A 21,735-nucleotide genomic window follows, 5' to 3' on the forward strand; every position below is an offset into this window, starting at 1 on the left:
CCCTTATTACTTTCTAATTCCAAGTTTAGCTATTAAGGTTCTATAAGCTTCCAAATTTTTCTTCTGATAATATCTTAACAAATTTCTTCTCTGCCCAACCAACTTTAATAAACCTCTCTTAGAGCTATGATCTTTTTTATTGATCCTTAAATGCTCTGTTAAATACCTTATTCTATCTGTAATTAACGCTACTTGCACTTCAACTGAACCTGTATCATTTGGATTTTTACCAAACTCTGTAATTATTTTTTGTTTTTGTTCTTTACTAACCATAAAAGTGACTCCTATACCATCATAGCAAAGCCTAAAATAGACCTTTTTGCTATAATTAAATCTTCAAAGTAAATTATAATATTTTTTCATTCAAATAACAAAAACAAACCAAAGACTTTTTTACCAAGTTGCATAAAATACCAATAAAATCAATTAAGCTAATTTTTAATCGTGATTTCAGCATATTAAACCCTCTCTTTAAAATATTTTCTATTTTATTGTCACTTGTAAAAAGTACTGCAATAAAACTAATAGTATTATTCTTAAAAAGATTTATACTACTAATTATTTTCCGAAAACCAACCATCAAAAAATAATAACATACTTATATTTATTTAAACCAATGCCATAAACTACTGCTAATATATCTTCATTGCTAGACTTCAAAATCTTAAACTCACCAACATTAATCATAACACTGATATAAACACCATTCTTGACAAGCTTAATCATACTATTATCAACATAAAATTTTTCAAAAAGCCCTAAAGATTCTAAACTCATTAAAGAATTGCTAGTGAAATCTTCACAAAAACAAGCACTATCTAATCTAAAATCCCCAATCTTAATTCTCTCAAGGCTCTTAACATAAGCATATGAGCCCAAAGACAATGCCAAATCTCTTGCTATACTCCTAACATAAGTTCCCTTAGAGCATTTTATTTGTAGCTTCAAAACACGAGAATCAACATTATAATTCAAGATCTGAATATCATATATATTAACTTTCCTAGACTTAAGATTGAAAGACTCTCCACTAAGAGCTAATTTATAAGCTCTTTTTCCTTTAACATGCACTGAAGAAAACTTAGGTGGAATTTGATAAATCTCACCTACTAAAGACTTAATGCCAAGAACTAATTTCTCTAAACTTGGAATATAATTTGTAGTATTTACTACTCTACCATTAGGATCAAGAGTATCAGTTTCAATTCCAAACTCAAACTCTGATATATATTCTTTATCTAAAGATATAATATAATTTGAAAGTTTAGTGTATTTTCCAACTAAAACAACTAACAAACCACTTGCAAACTTATCAAGAGTACCTGTATGTCCAACCCGACTTGTAGACAAATATCTCTTTAAAGGATAGAGGGTATTACAAGATGTTATTCCAATTCTTTTATTTAATAAAACAATCCCATTCATTTAATTTTATTGTTCTTCACTAAAACTTAAATTTTCAATTATCTTATTAACATAAAAAGCTTTAGAAATAGTATCATCTCTTAAAAAATTCAATTTTGGAGTATTTCTAACTCTAATACGTTTAACAATTTCTCTTTGAACAAATCCCTTAGCATTATTTAATGCTTTAATAGCATTCTCAAGTGATGCACCTTCTTTAATAGAACCAATAAATACCTTTGCATTTATTAAATCATTTGAAATTTCAACTCTCACAACAGTTAAAAATTCATGAACCCTAGGATCTTTAATTCCTTTTGATACTATTAAATTACTAATCTCTTGAACTAATAAACTCTCAAGTCTTGATTTTCTTATCTCTTTTTCCATACATAAAAACAATAAAGTAGATGCTTAAGATTCAAAGCGTCGCTTCACTTTCTTAATCTCAAATGCCTCAATTATATCTCCTTCCCTAATATCAAAATAATTATCAATCATAATTCCACATTCATATTGTGCATTAACTTCTTTAACATCTTCTTTAGCTCGCCTTAATGAAGAAATTTTACCAGAATGCACCTGGAATCCTTCTCTCATAACATTAGTTACGGCATCCCGTTTTATGCATCCTTGTGAAACATAACATCCAGCCACTACCCCAATCTTAGAAATATTAAAAACAGCACGAACTTCAGCAAATCCAATAAATTTTTGTTCAATATCTGGTTCTAACATGCCTTCAAGAACTGATTTAATATCATTAATTGCATCATAAATTATATTATATTTTTTAATTTCAACTTTTTCTTGATCGGCTAACAATTGTGCTTTTGATGCAGGGCGTACATGAAAACCAATAATAATGGCTTCACTTGCTGATGCAAAACTAATATCAGTCTCAGTTATTGCTCCTACCGATGAATGGATAACTTTTACTCTAATCTCATTATTAGTTAATTTTTCAAGGGAATGCTTTAAAGCCTCAACAGAGCCCTGCACATCCGCTTTTAAAATTATCTTAAGTTCCTTAAGTGCTCCATCCTTAATTGAATCATAAAGATTTGACACAGTAACTTTTTTTACATTCTTAGCATCTTCATATTTTTTAAGATCTTGTCTTTTAGAACTAATTAATTTGGATTCTTTTTCTGTTTTTGTAACCTGGAATGGATCACCAGCCTGAGGAATTGATGAAAACCCAAAAACATTAACAGCTTTTGCAGGACCAACGCTCTTAACAGCTACTCCCCTCTCATTAATTAATGCTCTCACCTTACCATGATAGACTCCTCCAACAAAAGAATCTCCTATAGAAAGAGTTCCATCCTCAATTATCACAGAACAAACTACTCCTCTACCTAAGTCAACTCTAGCATCAAGTACTCTACCAATAGCCCTCTTAGTTGGGGTTGCCTTCAATGACATTACTTCAGATTGCAGAATAATCATATCAAGAAGTTCTGTAATACCAATATTTTTAAGAGCCGAAATTGCAACAAAAATTGTATTTCCACCCCAATCTTCAGGAACCAAATCATACTCTGAAAGCTGATGTTTAACTCTATCTAGATTTGAATCTGGCAAATCAATCTTATTGATTGCAACAATAATGGGCACTTTTGCGTCCTTTGCATGATTAATAGCCTCAACAGTCTGCGGCATTACTCCATCCACAGCAGAAACAACAAGCACAACAATATCTGTAACCTGTGCCCCTCGACTCCTCATCATCGTAAAAGCTTCATGTCCTGGAGTATCTAAGAATGTTATTTCATGCTCATTATAATTAATAGTATAAGCACCAATATGTTGTGTAATTCCTCCAAACTCTGTTTGATTTATATCAATATTTTGCAACACTGATAGAAGTTTAGTTTTTCCATGATCAACATGTCCCATTATTGTAATAATAGGGGGTTTTGCAACTCTCTTGCTCTCATCATCTTCTTCTGCTTCTATAACTGTTTCATCATAGATTGACACAACATTAATTTTGGAGCCATATTCTTCAACCAAAATAGTAGCAGTATCAGAATCAATCTTCTCATTAATAGTTGCCATTACACCTAAAGTCATCAACTTAGCAATTAAATCTGAGGATTTTAAATTCATTTTTCTTGCAAGTTCAGCAACAGTAATAGTTCCCATAATATCAATTGACTTAGGAATTGGATTTGCTAGATTTTCTTTCTTCTTTTTTTGAAGCTGATCAAAAACTTTTTGTTCTATTGTTTTGCTCTCAATTTCTTCCTTTTTTCTCTTATAACCTTTTTGACTTTCTTGTTGCTGTTTCTTCTTCTCACCAAGCTTTCTATTAAGACCCTTATTATCAGAATCAGAAGGTGAAATTGCAACACTAGAGATAACCTTAGTTCTTATTACTCGTCTAAATGTCTGCGAACCACTACTACCATGAGTATTAATTCTATTGAAATGTCCTCTATTACCTTGTTGCTGGTTACTAGTATTATCCTTACCTACATTTAAAGAAGAAGTCCTAACTCCCCTGTCTTTACTACCAAAATATCCTCTACTATCTCTATTATGAGCATTGTTCCTATTGAAATAACCCCTATTACCTTGTTGCTGGCCACCAGTATTATCCTTATCTACATTTAAAGAAGAAGTCCTAACTCCCCTGTCTTTACCACCATAAGAATATCCTCTATTATCTCTATTATGAACATTGTTCCTATTGAAATAACCCCTGTTACCTTGTTGCTGACCACCAGTATTATCCTTATCTACATTTAAAGAAGAAGTCCTAACTCCCCTGTCTTTACCACCATAAGAATATCCTCTATTAGAATCCTGATTTCCTCTTGAATTTGAAAGGTCCACAAAATTATCTTTGGATTTATTTAAACTTTTATCAGTATGGGCTACAACCTTTACTACTTTTTTTCGTAATTTAACAACTTTAATTTTTTTTTCATCTTCACTGCGATCATCATCAATATTTTCTGACAAACTATTACTCCTCTTCAAATTCAAAACTAAGCCCTATCTTACAACCTGGACAAAAAGTCATATTTTCATTAATAACAGCCCCACACTCAGGACAAAGCAACTCTTCTTCATCTTTCATGCCTTCAATAAAGTCATCATCATTAGAAATTATTACCATCCCTTCCTTTAGTATCTTATTTATTTCTTCTTGCTTTTCATAACCTATTCCCAACTCAAAAAGCTTTTCTCCACTAACATCCAAAAAATTATCAATATCATCAAAACCTGCTTCAACCAATTTATCAACAATATCATTATCAAGAATTTTAAGCTCACTAATTTTGTTTATTTCTTCAAATTCATCTTCCGGAACATTATCCTGAATAATTTTATCAAACATCTCAAAAGTTTCTTGTTTAAACTCTCCACTTGCTTTCATTTCCGCAAATTGACTACTAGTTTTAACATCAATTGCCCAATCAAGCAATCTATTTGCAAGTCTAACATTTTGTCCCATTTTACCTATTGCAAGCGAGAGCTGTTCATCGCTAACAACCACCAAAGCTTTATGCAAATCCTCATCAACAATATATACATTATCTATTTTAGCAGGGGTTAAGGCATCTCTAATAAATTCTTTAATATCCTTAGAATAAGGAATAATATCTATTTTCTCACCTTCAAGTTCCTTAATTATTGATTGAATCCTAACACCTTTTTGCCCAATACAAGGACCTACAGGATCAATCTCTTCTTTCTCAGAATAAACAGCAACCTTAGTTCTATAACCTGGATCTCTTACTATCTTATGAATCTTAATAAGACCTTCCTCAATCTCAGGAATCTCCAGAGTAAGAAGTTCTTCAATAAATTTAGGATGAGTCCTTGATAAGACTACCTCTATTCCATTTTTTCCCTTCTTTACACTGTAAACAAGAACTCGAACTTTATCATTAAGCCCATAAACTTCCCTTGGGGATTGATATTTTTTAGGAATAACACCATCTGTACTCCCAAGATTTACATAAAGATCTCCATTCCTATTTTGCTGAACATATCCAATAACAATTTTATGCAATTTGTGCTTAAATTCTAAATAAAGTTCATTATCTTCGATCCCCTGCAAATCGTTCTTAGTTCTCTGCTTAGCAACTTGAATTGAAAGTCTATCAAAAATCTTTGGATCAATCTCAATATATGCATATCCATCTTCTATTACTTCACATTCTTGAGCATCGTCTTTCAATATATCAAATACATCGTCTTGAACTTCCTCTACAATCCTTTTTTTAGAATAAACTATCAAATCTCCAGTATTCTCATCAAACTTAATTAAAGCATTCTCACTCGTCCCAAAATACTTCTTATAAGCTATCATTATAGATTCCCTAACCGTCTTTCGAATAGCATCTATGCTCATTCTTCGCTCATTAGCAATATTGGCAATCATTTGACCAGTGCCCTTTATCATATCCAAGACTCCTTCACGATAATTTAGCCTTCTTAACATCACTATAAAGAATTCTTATCTCTTTAATATCTGTTTTAAAAATAAAACCGTCTGCCTCTGCTTTTAAGATAAAACCTTCTTCAAAATCATTATCTAACATTAACTTAATCTTTCTGCCCTCAAAAATTTTAAACTCTCTATCACTCTTAATTTTCCTATTTATCCCAGGCGTAGAAATTTCTAAACTAAAATTATATTTAAGGACCACTTCTAAACTCAATAAAATCATTTTATGTAAATCACAAAGAGCATCAACTCCAAAATTATCACCCTTATAAAGAACTATTTGAATTCTCCCTTTATCTCTTTTCTTGAAAGAATTAATTTCTATAATTTCAATTCCTAATTGATCTGTTACATTCTTTATTAAATTGTAAACTTCACTATTATCAATAATTTTGACCAATCATATTCCTAAAAAGAATAAGGCTCTTTTTAAAAGAACCTTATTAAATAAAATAATCAATATAGCCTAAGAATAACATTAACGACAATAAATGTCAAGAAAACAATAATCAACTAAACTCTAGCAATTGATAATTTTATCACACTTAAAGCCCCATGTCTTATAAGAATATCTTTACAAAAAGTCATAGATGCTCCTGTTGTTACAATATCATCAATAAGTACAACCCTGTTAAACTTAATATTTCTATACCTCAATTTTAATTTAACTTTATTCTCCAAATTACTATGCCTTAAATCTCCACGCAATAGCTTTTGACTCTTGCCTAATCCTCGCTTAAAAACATTGATATAATTTATTTTACTATTACTTAACAAATTTCCAATATATTCCATATGATCAAAACCATAAAAAATTTTTCTTTTAAAACTACAAGGAATACTAACAACAAGATCAAAATCAATACTCATCAAAAAATATAAAATCCCATTTGCAAAAAACCGACCAAGCAATCTTTGTCCATCTCTCTTGTAAGTAAGAACCAAGTTCTTATATTCATTCTTATAGTCAAAAAAATACCAAACATCATCTCTCAGCTTAACATCGAAATGAAAAAACTCAATACAATCCTTGCAAAGAGCATTTAAGTAAACATAATTTTTATGACAACAAGAACAAAAGGGAAGAAATATGCTTTTTAAAACACCCCAATTCCACACTCATATGCTCCTATACCTTAGTCTTTAAAATTATTTCAATTAATAAATTCATTGCTTGAAAAGGAGTAATATTATTGACATCTATTTTAGAAATAAATTTTTTAAGTTCTAAGTAATCATTAAGTTCTGAGTCATAACTTAAATCTTCTTTCATTGCTTCTTCACTATCATTAATAACAGAAGTAACTGAAGTAAAAAATTCAGGCACATACAAATGCTCTCGACTAGTCAAACTTTTAAGAATAACATTAGCTCTCTTAATAACTTTTAAAGGTATTCCTGCTATGCGAGCAACATAAATACCATAAGAATTAAGAGAAGGTTTTTCCTCAATCTCTCTTAAAAATATAAGTTCATCACCTTGTCTTTCAATTTTCATTGAAAGATTAAAAAAAGACTCATGCTTAATAGCTGAAAGCTCATGAAAATGGGTTGCAAATAAACTTCTAGCTTGGATATGCTCTAAAATATACTCAACAATTGAATACGCAATAGCAAGTCCATCATTAGTACTAGTACCCCTACCAACTTCATCCATAATTATCAAGCTATTTTGAGTTGCATTTCTTAAAATATTAGCTGTTTCATTCATCTCTACTAAAAATGTAGATTCACCTTTGGAAATATTATCACTTGCTCCGATTCGACAAAAAATTTTATCTGTAATTCCTATGATGGCCTGATCAGCAGGAACAAAAGAACCAATATGTCCCATTAAAACAATTAAAGCGGTTTGACGTAAATAAGTCGATTTGCCTGCCATATTAGGACCAGTAATCAAACAAAAATATTTATCATTGTCAACCTTTACAGAATTTTTAGTAAAAGCCTCCACTCCCCTCATATAATGCTCAACAACAGGATGTCTGGAACACTCAAGAATAATTTCTTTATTGTTAGTTAAAGAGGGTCTTACATATTCATTTTTTTTAGCCAAATACGCAAAATTAGAAACTACATCGATATACGCAAAAAATTTAGCAACTTTCTTAATAACCATACTATGCTTAACAATTTTTAAAGCTATGTCATCAAATACTTCTTGCTCAAGAGCCAATAAATTATCCTCAGCATCATTAATATCCCTTTCAAGTTCAATAAGTTTGTTAGTTTTATATCTCTTAACAGAATTTAAAGTCTGACTTTCTATAAAATGAGATGGAACTTGTCCATAATAACTCTTTGTAACCTCAAAAAACAAACCCCGAACATTAATTTTCCTAATTTTAAGGCTATTAATTTTGCTAAAATTCCTCTCAAAATTAAGATAATCATCAACATACTTGCTTGCATTATTTTTAATTTCTTTTAAACGATCAATCTCAAAATTATACCCATGTTGAATAAGCTCATCTGGATCATTTGAAATGGAGCAATCAATTAAAGAATAAATTTCTCTTATATTATTTTCATCATTAACATCAAATATCCAATAACTAAAAGAATGTTCATTAAGGAGTTTCTTTGCTGAAAAAAATGCTGTTAAAGATTCCTTAATCAATAAAAAATCTTTTTTAACATATTTTTTCATTTGAAGTCTTGAAATTATTCTCTCAATATCCCAAACATTACTAAGAGTATCTCTCAATTTCATACTCAAATTAATATTATTGTTTAAAAATTCTACATGAGCCAATCTATTGTTAATTGCAACAATATCTAAAAGTGGATTTAATATATATTCTCTTAAAAGTCTCTTCCCCATGGAAGTTTTACAATCATTTAATACTGAATAAAGAGAATAGCGGGATGTTAGATCATTATTGTTTTTAACAAGTTCAAGATTTATTTGAGTAACATCATCAATAAACATATATCCAGAATCATTATTAATATGAATTGTGTCAATATTGATTAATAAATTTTTCAAATTATTCTTTATATAATCTATTATTAAAAAAGATGAAATATAATAAGGCTCATCCTCCTTAAATCCAAGAGCACTCAAACTAAGAACATTAAAATGCTCTTTTAGTGATTTTATAGCAATCTCCTTGTCAAAATGCCAATGAGGAATTTTATTAACTAAAAATCGATCAAGAGCAAGTTTTTCTAAATATTCATAATAAAAACCCTCTGAAACTATTATTTCTTTTGGAGAATATTTCTCAATATCCCGTCTTAACTTTTCTAAAAAAGTTCCCTCATAAAGGATTATTCCAAGTCTAGATGTCGACAAATCTATATAAGAAAATGAATAATAATCCTTATAATCACTAATAGCTATCAAATAATTATTAATATCATCTTGCAAAAAATCTTCATCGATTACAACTCCAGGACTTATAACTTCAACAACTTCTCTTTCTAAAGGTCCTTTAGGATCAGTTTGCAATCCTTGCTCACAAATCGCAACCTTTTTATCAAGCAAAATCAATTTTTTTATATAATCTTTACTTGCATGACAAGGCACTCCACACATAGGAACATTTTCTCTTTTAGTCAAAGTTAATCCTAAAAGCTTGCTTCCCTCAAAAGCATCATCAAAAAACATTTCATAAAAACTACCTACTCTAAAAAACAAAATAGCGTCTTTATGTTTATCTTTAATATTCAAATATTGCCTCATCATTGGCGTAACATCTTTTTTCATATAAATAATACCAAAATTATAATTGATATTATTAAAACTTTACAATATACTTAAAATTATCAAAAAGAATGAACAATGAAAAAAGATACTTCTCAAAGCAATGTCTTTTATGTGTGTAAAGATGATTGTGTTTTCATAAAACTAATTAACAGACTTACTGCATTATATTCTGTCAATTTTAAAATATTTATCAAAAATATATTCATAAATAATAACGATAAAATTAATAATTTATACATAGATTTATCGGAAACAAAATATTTAGATTCAACTTTTATGGGAGTACTAATATACATTGATAATAAAAGCAATGAACACAAAAAAACCTTTAAAATAATAAATTCTAGCAAAGAAGCACTTAAAAATTTACAATCTCTTGGTCTTGAAAAGATATTAAAAATAGAAAATAGAGAAGAAAAATTACAAAAAAGTGACATGAAAGAATATTTTTGTTTCAGTGCACATAAAAATACAATATTTAAATCAATGTTAAAATCGCATATTTTACTTTCAAGTCTAAATAGAGACAACAAAAAAGAATTTTGCACTCTAATTAAAAGACTAAAAAAAGAAAACAACAGTTAAAAAGCAATTTTAATAATATACTATTGTTCACTTAAATACTTAATAATATCATCTGTTATATCAACCGTACTATTGTAATAAAGAATATACGGATTATCTTTTTTCATAACCAAAGAAATACCATTAGTCTCTGCAATATATTGAATACCATTAAGTATTTTGCTCCAAAGTAATCCATCACTATTTAAACTGTTTATATTAATCTGTTTTTGTTGCTCAAGATTACTCTTAGCCAAGCTTTTAAGCTTCTTAAGCTCATCAATCTTCAAGTTATATTGATTACCATAAAATTTAGCACTCTCTAAATTATGAATACTAACAGATTCATCATATATTTTCCTTAAATCTTTAATCTCAGAATTCAAGCTATCTATTTTTTCCTGATAATGATTTTTCAATTGCTCAAGATTAGATTTTAATTGAGGACTTAAAAATTTAATTACAACCTTTTCAAAATCTACAATACCCACCTTTGTAACATTAACTGAAAAAAGATTTAATGGAAAAAAACATGCAAACAAAAACACTATACAAGCCATAAAAATCCTCCCTACAAAAAGCTAACTAAATTATATCAGTATCTCATATCAATGGCTAAGAAAAATTTAAATCCTCCAAAATAATTATAATATCTATTAACACCTTCATTATTAAAATGAAATGGATAAGCTATTACAAAAGACAAAGGCATTTGAGGCAATACACTTCTAATTCCAAAACCCCAACTAAAAATAAAATTACTAAAAGGAACAAACAAAGAATTTTCTTGCCCTTCTAGAGAATATGAAGTCATATCTAAAAACAAAACATCCCAAACTAAAATATTCTTAATCAAAGGCATTGATAACTGAAGAGTATTTACAAACGAACTATAAATATTACTCAAAGTTCCCCATCCCCTTGCAATCATAAAGTTTTCACTAATAATTATAAGGTGATGTGGTTGAACTTCTATCTCAAAACCATTCCCAAGTGGTGGTAAAATATTTGAATAAACACTCCGCAAAGTTAAAATTAAATCAAAAGATGGGGTGAAAACATCCTGATAGCCTAAAAGAGAGAAATATCTTTCAAAAATTGTTGTGGATTTTGAAAAATGACTTTGTCCAAACAAAAATCCACCAAAAAGATCAAATTGCTGCTTAAGCAAAAAACCATTATTAGATAAAGACTGAGAATTCCTTGTATCCCATGCAACACTAATACCAAAAGAATTTTCAAACCTAATAGTATTATAATTATCTCTCAAATAATAATTTGAGGGTCTGTTAACATTATCATCATAATACACATATTTTAAGGCAGTTTGTGCAGATCCAACAATTGATTGCTTTCCAAGATAATTAGAAAAAGTATAACCAGTAAACCCACTAATACTAAATTTAGCTAAAGAATAATTCATAATATTAAAATCCGAAAAATTTTTAGAACTATTATATGATTCCCAACTTACAAAAGGATCTGGAACTTCTTTTTTGTCCGTAAATATAGGTCCATTAATATCCTGATACGCTGTATTTATAGAATGTGAAAAATCAAAAAATCCTCCAAGAGTCCATCTAGTCTGCATAAACCAATTATCTTCAAACATCAACCTAAAACTTTGCTCTGAAAAAGCAAGATTAAGCCTTGCAGAAAGAGAATACCCTTCACCTAAAAAATTAGATTGCTCCCACTGTCCAAAAATTGAAAATGGAAGCCAAGAATTACTCACCGCACCAAAATTCATACCAAATCTAAAACTTGCTGTCTCTCGTTCTTCAACAGCAAAATTTATCTTCATTAAACCCTCAATATTACTTGGAACAACATCGGGTATCACATTTCCAAAATAGCCAAGTCTTTGTAAATTAAGCAATCCCATCCGAAGATTTTCCAAACTAAAAATATCACCCTCAATTAGCGGAATTTCTCTAAAGATTACATGTGAAGCTGTCTTTTTATTACCTGAGACAGTAATAGATTCAATATGTGCTTTCTCTTTTTCTAATATCTTAATAGAATAATCTACAAATTCATCTCTTATCGTCCAAGAAGGAACAATCTCTGTAAAGATATAACCATCGGAATAATACTTTTCCCTAATTTTTGCAAAATCTTGCTCAAACCTTGAATCATCAAAAACATCTCCTTCCTTAAAGGTAATCAGGGATTGCAATTCTTCTAATTTAAAAACTAAATTACCAGTAATTTCAAATTTACCAAATTTAAAAACATTACCCTCTGAAATAAAATATTTTAAGAAAACTTCTCTTTCCAATTTTTTAGCATCACTGGGAATGCGTATATCTACAATACTATCTACAACTTTTGCATTAATATATCCATTATTCTTATAATAAGACTCAAGTTTCATTTTATCTTTATCAACATTTGATTTTAAATACTTGCCATCAAAAAATAAAGATGCAGGTTTTGATACTAAATATTTTCTAAGAATACGACTCTTAAAGTTCAAATTTCCTTCAAAAGAAACCTCTTTAACAACATACTTAGGACCAGCATTAATTTTAAACACAATGTCTACTAAACTATTTTTCTCTTTAATATCAAATTCAACAGTAACATCAAGATATCCAGCATCTTTGTACATTTCTTCAAATTTAAGAACACTTTTTTTAATTTTTGCAAGATTTAAAGCCTCTTTTGCCTTAACATCTGATTTATCACGCAGTTCACTATTCCAAAAAACTCCACTATCATCAATAAAAGTAACAGTTTTTATTAAGGATTTCTCTTTCACAAAAAATGTAATTACAAGTTTATCATTTTCTACTCTAAACTCAGGTCTAATAAGTCCTTCAAAATAATCAAGAGCATAAAGGTCAACTTGCAACCTATCAAAAAGTTCATCAGAATAAGCTTGACCCAAATAAGCATTTAAAATAGAGGCAAAGTCATTTTCTCTTATATTTTTAAGCCCATTAAAATCAATACTTTTTATAACCTTATCCTTATAATTTTCTTGAGAATACACTAAATTAAATACAAAAAAGAACAAGAACATAACAATAAAGATTCTAAATAACTGCACCCCACATCCCTCACATAACCTCAGTATTTAAATTTCCAAAAAATAGATATTTGATTTCCTATTCCGTGACCCTGTTTCATAAAATTATAATCAAAAATATAATCAACAAAAAAAAACGGTGAATCAAGTTCAAGACCAAAATTAATACTAAAATTTAAATTCTGAGACAATGGTGTTACTTCTTCTTTCAAAAACCCAAATCCCGCCTTAGCAAAAACACCATCAATAATATATTTACCCACTTTAACATTTGTTTTATCAAGAACACCTGCAAAAGTTGTTGTACTACCCAAGACACCAATAGCATTCTTTAATATATCCGTTTTTATACTTAATAAGTCTAATTTTAATACAGAACGTATATAATCTTCAATAGGTTGTATTATTAGATCAATAAGAATATCACTAGCTAACCCAAGTGCCATTTCAGCTGTATTTGTGCCCGCTGATTGTAATCCATGTTCACCCCCAATTATTGCACTTGATAAAAGATATTTGATCTCTTGCTCAGTTCGCACAGGATAAGATGAAAAACTAAGATTCCACAAACTCAAAGGACCATTTATGCTCATTGTTATTAACAAATTTTCATTACCATCTTTAATAACACTTGTCGCTTCTGCTTTTACCCACGGATCAAATTTGTTCTTATTTTCATTAAAAGATATATATGCCCCACCCCTGAAAACAAATTGTTTATTATTATAATTGAAAGAACCACTTGCAACATTTAAATCTCCCTTAAGGATAAAATCATCCGTTTTAGTATCAGATTTAACCTCAAGTTTATTTCCTCTTGCAATAATAGCATTCAAGAAGGAAATTTTATTATCTGGCCAATGAAAAACAACATTACTATCAAAATTAATTTTAAGTTCTGTAACAACATCTAATCCCTTAGAGCTAACATCAGATGCTCCAACTTTTTTTGATCTCTTATAAGGATCTGTCAATAGATCGACAATCGAATTTTCAAGTAAATAAATCCAAGCATTTGAAACATTTAAATCTCCTTTAAACATAATCTCGTCAGAATTACCTTCAATAAAAAAATCACCTGAAGCATGTCCAACAAAATTTATAGTTACTTTATCAAATTTAATAGGTACCCCAGAGCTACCAAAAACACCAATATCTATCTTATAATAATCAACAATACTATCACTTAAAAAGTTCAAATTTAAATGTGCAGCGACATTGACATCAGAATAATAGTCTAAATTAAATTTGTTCTTAATAATCACATTATTGTCTTTAATAATAACTGGTACATTAATTAATTCTAAAATTCTACTCTTTCCATATTGTCTAGACATTTTTAAATATTCACTGCTTATTAAACCATGTACTACTTCAAACTTTCCATTAAGATTTGGATTATATAAATCACCATCAATGTCCAACATGCCAATCACATTAAGTTCATACAGAATAAAATGCTCTTTAATATTAAAAAAAGTTTTTGAACCCAACAAATCTTTTGTAATTAACTTTGAGTCAAATTTAATGTCTTGAATATTACCAGTAATTTTATCCCCCAAAATGTTACCTGAGGCAACAAAACTAAAAGGTAAATAATCATTTAACCTAATATCAAAATTACCATCATTATATTCATACAAACAACTAATAAAATTATATTCAATCGATGACATGATAAATCTTTCAAAATTATTTTTAAATTCAATTGTAAGATCAGAAAGATCTTTGTCTTTATATCTTAAATCTCTTAAAGCAATCTCTCCATCAGTTTCACTCTTTAAAATACCAAATTCTTCCTCTGTTTTATTTTCAAATTTTTGAAAACTAGCATTTATCTTTGAAGAAAAAAGCTTGCTATTAACACTTAAATTAGAAATCCCAATAGAATTCTTAATATCATATCTAAAATTACCTGTTAGAATTTCTCTTTCATTCTGACTCGCCTTTATATTATAAATATTAAGATTATTATCAACCAATCCCAAATTCAAAGAACAATATGTAGGAACACCTACTAAAAACAGATCATTTGTTTCAAGATAAGCACTAAGAGAATAATTAAATAAATCACTACCTTTAAAACTCAGTATAAAGTTACCATTAATATTTCCATTTAAGAAAGAAAAAAATTTTAAATTACTGAAATTGAATCCCTGAAATCTACCAACAAAATAACTACCATCTTCATTAGAATCAACACCAAAAAAATAACGCTCTGAATTCACATGTGAAAACAAGTTCAAATTACCACTAAGTTTATCATTTAAATTAAAATGTCCTTGACCTTGTAAATTTGAAACTCCATTTATAAATCTAATACTCGAAAGACTAACTTGTTTATCTTTATATAAACCTTCAAAGCTAAAATTAAAATTATAAGCAGGATTACCAGCAATCTTATCTAATTTAAACTTAGTAATTTTGGCATTTAAATCATCATTCACTATTTGGTAATTTCCTAAAGAATTAACATTGAAAAAAATTTCAGAATCTCCATTATAAAGACAAAAATCATTAATATCAAAAAAATAAACTATAGATGAATCAGAATAAGTTAAACTGACTTGCGAATTAGGTGATAATTTCAAGTTAGCATACCTATCTTTAAAATTCAACTCAAAATGTAAAGGATAATTTCTATTCAAATAATTAAACTCAGTATCTATCCTAAAACTATCATCAAACAACTGTATCAAAAAATTAGAATTTACATTATAATTCCCATTACTATAATTAAAGTAATTTACCTTATAAATATTCTTCTCTCCACTTGCATTAAACATTAAATTAAAATCATCTAATTTTGATAAGACTATAAAATTAAGAATATTCAACTTACTTTTAGTATAATCGACGGTATTTAAATCAAAATCTGAAGTCAAATTTAAATACTTACCCGACAAAAAATATTCAGGAATAATTTTAGTAATAAACGTTTCTGGAAGAACATCCTTCAAAAAAAGCATAGGAAAATCTTTAACACCTAAATTAATATTAAAATTTTCCTTATTAAAATCACCCTTTAATGAAATTTTAGAATTATTGTTAGCAAAACTTAATAAATAATTAACATAGATACGATCCTGAGCAAAACTCGTTTTCATATTCAAATCTCTAATTTTAAGCCTGCCAACCCTAAAATCATCAGATTTTACACAAAAATTTTGATTTATCTTACTAAAATTTAAATGCCCATTAATATCATTAAAATTAAAAATCTTTGCAGAGTGAAAATCAAGCCTTCCTACTGGTACTAAATCTTTTAAAGAATAATAGCCTTTATAACCAATAAAGCCTCTCTTAAGTTTTACAAAAGCATTTTGTACATCTACAACTGTTTCATTCCCTTTAATTTGGAGTTTTAATCCCTGAATCTCCTTGTTTACCATATTAGCATTTGAAGATGAATTTAATAAAAATGCATACCGTAAATCTTTATCTTTAAAATCATAAGAAAATGCTAGTTGAGCATTTATATTTGTATCAAAGTAATCTTTATAATTACTCAAATTTTCATTAAAACTTATCCAATTTATAAGATTTACATCAAAGAACAAAGCATCCAATCTTAAAAATTTTTTATTAAAATCATATCTTAAATTAAAATCCAAATTCTCTCTGAGAATATTAAAAATTTCAATATTCCCCTTAGAATAATTTATTTGAAATCCTTGCTCAAGCAAATCAAAATAACTTGTATGTAATTTTAAAAAACTAAAGTTAATATATCCATCTTCAAGCTCTTTTTTAAACTTACCTTCAAAATAAAAAGTCGAATCAAGAATATTCTCATGACTAACATCGGGATTTAAAACTGCAAGAGAACTAAAATCAACAATAAAACTAAATAAAAAATCATCGTCAATAGTCTTTAATACAAAACTCTTAATCTGAAATTTCAGAAATTTATCAGAAGTTAGTCTAAAATTCATATTAATATCTTCTAAATGCATATGAAGACTATCAAATAAATTAAACATTTTACCAAATATCGCATGACTAGCACTATCATCATCCAATTTCAATGTACGAGAATGTGAGCTTTGAGAGTTAAGAAATTTAAAATCATTTAAATCAAAATTCAAAGTACTTCCCCTTACAAAAACATCCAAAATAATGTTTTTATCTCCTAATAGCAGTTTAAACAAATCCAAATTGACTTTAACAGTATCCATCAATATTGTATCTTTATCATTTAAGCTCAACTCCAGATTATCTATTTTTATTGAAGATAAAAAATAAGGAGCAATTTTATCATACTTGATTTTAAAGCCTGTTTTCGATTCAAGGTAACTCATAATAAAAAATCTAGCAGAATAAACTTGGGCTTGAATAAATAAAATAAAGATAATAAGAATTGATACAAAGACTATCATTGAAAAAATAAAAAATAGAGTAATCTTATTTCTTATAAAAAACAAATTCATATATATGTATATATATTATATAATACTTAAGTAAGTATCTAATTACTCAAACCATTTAAGGGGACAATTTTTGTGAATAAGATCCTAAAAAATTTCTATTGCATAGAAGGAATCGATGGAAGTGGAAAGACAAGTATAATTCAAAAACTACAAAAACTCTGTAATAATAAAATGAGGTATTATTTTACAAAAGAACCATCACAAGGGGTTATTGGAGAATTCATAAGACAGCAACTAACTAATTTTAAAAATCCCTTAAGAAAAATATCATTAGCATACTTGTATGTAGCAGACAGATATGAACATTTATATAACACAAATAATGGAATAATAGAAATATTAAATAAAGGTAAAACAAAAGTAATAACTGACAGATATTTATTCTCATCTATAGCATATCAAGGAGAATTAGGATATAAACTAAACAAAGACTTCCCACTTCCTGAAAAACTTTTCTTCATAAAAACGGATCCAAGTATTGCATACAAACGCATTCAAGAAAACAGGATACAAGCTGATCTCTTTGAGTTTGAAGCAGCAAAATTCAAAGAAATCAACTCTAGATATACAGAAATGCTCAAAATTTTTGACAACCTAATTGATATTGTATATATTGAAAACTCAAATGAAAAAGACTTAGAAACAAGTACAAGAAAAATTTTTGATTTAATTAAATTTTAATATTAATATAATTAAATCAAGAATAAGGATACAGAACATGTTCCATAATAATTTTATATTATGTCTAATAATATTTTCAATTCTAATTATAACCAATATAAATGCATCATCAAAATTTTTCTATGCTGAACAATGGTATGTCATTTTTAACGAACAAATGAAAAGAAATCCCAATAGCTATAAAAAAAATATATTTTTTTTACAAAACGCATTAAAATGTCCATTCGGAAATCCAAATTATTCTTTATCAAAAGTAGAAACAAGAGAAGAATGGGATAAATATAAGCTTCTATTTAAAATGCATGTAAATTTACTTCTTGTTAAGCAACATCTGTATTTAGGAGATCTATTTGACACAAGATATACATATTTTTATAAAACCCCAAAAAAGAAAGGAATCCTTGAAAATTTAAATAAATCTACAATTTTTTATAAAATAGCTGCTGACTACTATACAGAAGCTTTAAAGTACCATAAACAATTGCAAAAATATAAATTTACTAAAATGAAAAGCGATGGAATAACAAACTGGGAAGATGAATATCATAGAATTGAAACTAAAGAACTTAACTACTATGATATAATCAAAAGAGAATTAACACGTATTGAACAAACAAAAAAATTCTTTCAAAAAGGACTAAATTATTATTAATATTTTTCTAAAAAATCCATTGATACTCTCTTGAAACAATTACTTTTTGAATATAGTCCTTACTAAGAGAAAATTTATCAATAAGCTCTTTAAGATCTCCCTTATTAAGAATATTACATTCTAATGACAGTGTAATTAAAGCTCTTTCTGCTAAAAAAGGCAATCCTAACAAATTTTCTAAAACTACAATATCACATCTTCCCCCAGATTCAATCAAAAGAGAATTTTCAAAATTTGAATTCCTCACATTACTACTCAAATCCATTATTTCTCTCTCAAGCAATTTTTTATCACCTTGAGTATACAACAATGCAAAAGGTTTAAGAATGGTAAAAAAATACTCCCTACCAACAAGATAATGATGCCTAGAACATCTTGTAGCATAATTTGGATAAATAGCAGACTCAACAATCTCATCACCACCAACAATTAACAAAGGATCAAAATAAGGTGCAGCTATTTCCTTTCCTTTATAAAAATAATATCTGTATGTTAAAAAAGATTCATCCATACAATTAATATGCTCACAATAAGCACCAAGACGACAAATTTTATCTGAATATTCTATTAAGAGTTTAGCAGTATTATTAAATATCTCTTTCCTAAAATTATAAAGTAAAGTAGGAAGTATAAATAATACATTCGAATCTAATGCGATTTTATTTAAAATAAAAACCAAACGTTCTTCGTAAAAACAAGTTTCATCAATAATAAAGGTTCCATATTCAGGATTATCGTCTATTAATTGACCTACATCAAAAGAATTACCTGCAAAATCAACTCCATCAATTCTATCGCTTCCACCACCTCTATAAGGAATAACATTTTTAGGATAATCTTTAAACCTTTTCTTATCAAGAATATTTCTAATAAAAAATATATTAGCTCTGTTTCTACGTCCTTTGGTAATGGAATCTAACACTTTAGAAGATTTATTCTTGATAATAAGAGAATCCTTATAAATTTTAGCAGCATATTCTGTCTTACCACTACCCATAGGACCAATTATAAGCATTAAATTTAAATTAGCTTTAAAATCAAAATGACTAATAGATATAATATCATCAAGCTTAGATTTAGTATTTCCACTAACTAAATTCAAATAAAAGCTCATAAAAATCAACTCCAAACACGTTAAAAGATTTTTTATACAAATACAATAGAATCAAAAGGAATAATAAGTTGCAAAGGAGCTCCTAAATATCCTGAAAACAGTCTTTTAACATAAAGCAGTAAGACAAACACTCTTTTATCCTTAATATAATTAGAAGCATAAACAAAAATTTCATCATTATCTTTAAAATTAAGTTCATCACCAAGACCATTTGAAAAAACCTTAACAACTCTATATTCCCTTCCAGAAACCAAACTCAAATTTAAACCCAAAAAAGCTCCCATCAAATTCTTAAAAGAATCACCCTTTATAATACTCTCAATAATATTGTCCGGCCGATCTTGTGGATACAAATAACTCTCATACTCTTTATTATCTCTTCTATACTTAATTTTAACCATAGATTTTTTTTGCAGAATATAATACTGAAGCTCTCTTAAGCTATCAAATTTCAAAGAATTAACACTAAGAATAGAATCCCCACTCCTTAACCCACCAATATCTGCAGGAGAATTAGGAGCTACATATGATATCTCTAAATCTTTTAAACTTTCAAAAAAAGTAAATCCCAACCACTTATTTCTCAAAATTCCACCTTCATACATAAATGGTAAAACCTTTAAAACCCATTTTGAAGGTATAACGAAATTAAGACCTTGTGAATGTAAAATGCCAGCAAATGTAAGTCCAACTAAGTCGCCACTTTCATTTACCACAGGTCCACCGGAATTTCCATGATTAATGGCAGCATCAATTTGATAAGAATCGCCAACAGATAATAAGTTTCTATTTTGTCCAGAAATTATTCCTGATGTAATAGTTTTCTCAAATCCCATAGGAGAACCCATGGCATAAATTCTATCTCCAATATTAATATTCGAAGAATAACTCAAATTAAATTGATGCTCTAATTTAAAAGATACCTTAATTAAAGCAAGATCCATTTCCTTTGAATAAGAAACGACTGTTGCAGGGAGTTTTTCACCCTTACCTCTTGGAAGTCTTACATAAAGATTAGAAATCCCACTATAATTATTATCAACTTGAGAACTAATCACATGATAATTGGTCAAAGCATATCCTTTAAGACTATCAACAACAAAAGCAGAGCCTAAGGCAATATTTGGCAGCCTATGACCGTTTACAATTTTAGTACCCATATCCACCCAAACTGTTAAAACAGCCGTATCAAGCAAAACATTCCTTAAAGGCGATTTTTCATTAATAACAAAATTTTGCAAAGAATCAAAAGTATTATCCAATGAATAATATTTTGCAAAGAAACTCGCAAGCATCGGATCCTTGTGTCTTACACTCTCAAGATGCTTCAAAATCAATTGATCTCTACTCTCTGCAAGCATCATACCAAACAAATTTAAAGTTTCAAGTTTAAAGAGTGCTTTCTCATAATTTCCTTCCTTACAAAATTTAAGATATTCATTTTGAATTCCGGTTAAAGCTTTATCTCTTAAACCTAGAACACCTTGATCCATTTCAAAACCATTATTTCTTAGATTATAATAACTTGAAAGAGCAATCTCAAAATCATTATCTTCAATACGTTTATTTATGCTTTTAGATGGCATATAATAAATTTGTTTGTCATCTATGTCTTTTATTGTACTGCATGAAAAAACTAACATAAAAATAATAAAAATTTTTCTATGCATCAATAA

16 protein-coding genes are annotated in these 21,735 nt (G+C 28.2%); 3 read left to right on the forward strand and 13 right to left on the reverse strand.

Annotated features, from left to right (window positions below; translation table 11 throughout):
• Positions 1–6: 6 nt before the first annotated feature.
• From rpsO to mutS, 8 genes are all read right to left on the reverse strand, one after another.
• Positions 7–273 (reverse strand): 30S ribosomal protein S15, encoded by a 267-nt coding sequence (gene rpsO / locus QMG63_RS00260; RefSeq protein ID WP_281860696.1) that lies wholly within the window; start codon positions 271–273, stop codon positions 7–9.
• Positions 274–579: 306 nt separating this feature from the next.
• Positions 580–1,425 (reverse strand): tRNA pseudouridine(55) synthase TruB, encoded by an 846-nt coding sequence (gene truB / locus QMG63_RS00265; protein WP_281860697.1) that lies wholly within the window; start codon positions 1,423–1,425, stop codon positions 580–582.
• 6 nt (positions 1,426–1,431) lie between these two features.
• Complete coding sequence (rbfA, locus tag QMG63_RS00270; RefSeq protein ID WP_281860700.1) at positions 1,432–1,794, reverse strand: 30S ribosome-binding factor RbfA; 363 nt, start codon at positions 1,792–1,794, stop codon at positions 1,432–1,434.
• Between the two features lie 24 nt (positions 1,795–1,818).
• The gene (infB, locus tag QMG63_RS00275) at positions 1,819–4,377 is read right to left on the reverse strand and encodes a translation initiation factor IF-2 (protein ID WP_281860701.1); all 2,559 of its coding nucleotides are present in this window, start codon (positions 4,375–4,377) and stop codon (positions 1,819–1,821) included.
• 4 nt (positions 4,378–4,381) lie between these two features.
• The gene (gene nusA / locus QMG63_RS00280) at positions 4,382–5,827 is read right to left on the reverse strand and encodes a transcription termination factor NusA (RefSeq protein WP_281860703.1); all 1,446 of its coding nucleotides are present in this window, start codon (positions 5,825–5,827) and stop codon (positions 4,382–4,384) included.
• A gap of 13 nt (positions 5,828–5,840) precedes the next feature.
• A complete protein-coding gene (gene rimP, locus QMG63_RS00285) occupies positions 5,841–6,272 on the reverse strand; it encodes a ribosome maturation factor RimP (protein ID WP_281860705.1) in 432 nt (143 codons plus the stop codon).
• Between the two features lie 113 nt (positions 6,273–6,385).
• The gene (locus QMG63_RS00290; RefSeq protein ID WP_281860707.1) at positions 6,386–6,991 is read right to left on the reverse strand and encodes a type I phosphoribosyltransferase; all 606 of its coding nucleotides are present in this window, start codon (positions 6,989–6,991) and stop codon (positions 6,386–6,388) included.
• Between the two features lie 10 nt (positions 6,992–7,001).
• Complete coding sequence (gene mutS / locus QMG63_RS00295; protein WP_281860709.1) at positions 7,002–9,584, reverse strand: DNA mismatch repair protein MutS; 2,583 nt, start codon at positions 9,582–9,584, stop codon at positions 7,002–7,004.
• Positions 9,585–9,659: 75 nt separating this feature from the next.
• Here mutS and QMG63_RS00300 point away from each other — a divergent pair, with 75 nt between their 5' ends.
• The gene (locus tag QMG63_RS00300; RefSeq protein ID WP_281860710.1) at positions 9,660–10,169 is read left to right on the forward strand and encodes an STAS domain-containing protein; all 510 of its coding nucleotides are present in this window, start codon (positions 9,660–9,662) and stop codon (positions 10,167–10,169) included.
• 20 nt (positions 10,170–10,189) lie between these two features.
• Here the strand turns inward: QMG63_RS00300 and QMG63_RS00305 are convergent, their stop codons facing one another.
• From QMG63_RS00305 to QMG63_RS00315, 3 genes are read right to left on the reverse strand one after another with little or no spacing between them, the layout of a single operon-like run.
• Entirely contained in the window at positions 10,190–10,708 is a 519-nt protein-coding gene (locus tag QMG63_RS00305; RefSeq protein WP_281860712.1) for an OmpH/Skp family outer membrane protein, read from the reverse strand.
• A 35-nt stretch (positions 10,709–10,743) separates the two neighbouring features.
• A complete protein-coding gene (gene bamA / locus QMG63_RS00310; RefSeq protein WP_281862052.1) occupies positions 10,744–13,176 on the reverse strand; it encodes an outer membrane protein assembly factor BamA in 2,433 nt (810 codons plus the stop codon).
• 47 nt (positions 13,177–13,223) lie between these two features.
• Positions 13,224–17,612: a translocation/assembly module TamB domain-containing protein gene (locus QMG63_RS00315; RefSeq protein WP_281860713.1), complete on the reverse strand. Its 4,389-nt coding sequence runs from the start codon at positions 17,610–17,612 to the stop codon at positions 13,224–13,226.
• A 72-nt stretch (positions 17,613–17,684) separates the two neighbouring features.
• Here QMG63_RS00315 and tmk point away from each other — a divergent pair, with 72 nt between their 5' ends.
• On the forward strand, positions 17,685–18,293 hold the full coding sequence (gene tmk, locus QMG63_RS00320) for a dTMP kinase (protein WP_281860716.1): 609 nt from the start codon (positions 17,685–17,687) through the stop codon (positions 18,291–18,293).
• A gap of 37 nt (positions 18,294–18,330) precedes the next feature.
• Positions 18,331–18,945, forward strand: coding sequence for a hypothetical protein (locus QMG63_RS00325; RefSeq protein ID WP_281860718.1), 615 nt, complete (start codon positions 18,331–18,333; stop codon positions 18,943–18,945).
• A 7-nt stretch (positions 18,946–18,952) separates the two neighbouring features.
• Here QMG63_RS00325 and QMG63_RS00330 read toward each other — a convergent pair whose 3' ends face one another.
• A complete protein-coding gene (locus QMG63_RS00330; RefSeq protein ID WP_281860720.1) occupies positions 18,953–20,059 on the reverse strand; it encodes a thymidine kinase in 1,107 nt (368 codons plus the stop codon).
• Between the two features lie 32 nt (positions 20,060–20,091).
• A complete protein-coding gene (locus QMG63_RS00335) occupies positions 20,092–21,729 on the reverse strand; it encodes a S1C family serine protease (RefSeq protein ID WP_281860722.1) in 1,638 nt (545 codons plus the stop codon).
• Positions 21,730–21,735: the final 6 nt, after the last annotated feature.

It is taken from the genome of Candidatus Borrelia fainii (assembly GCF_027925085.1).
In the GTDB taxonomy this organism is placed as follows: Bacteria; Spirochaetota; Spirochaetia; order Borreliales; family Borreliaceae; genus Borrelia; species Borrelia turicatae.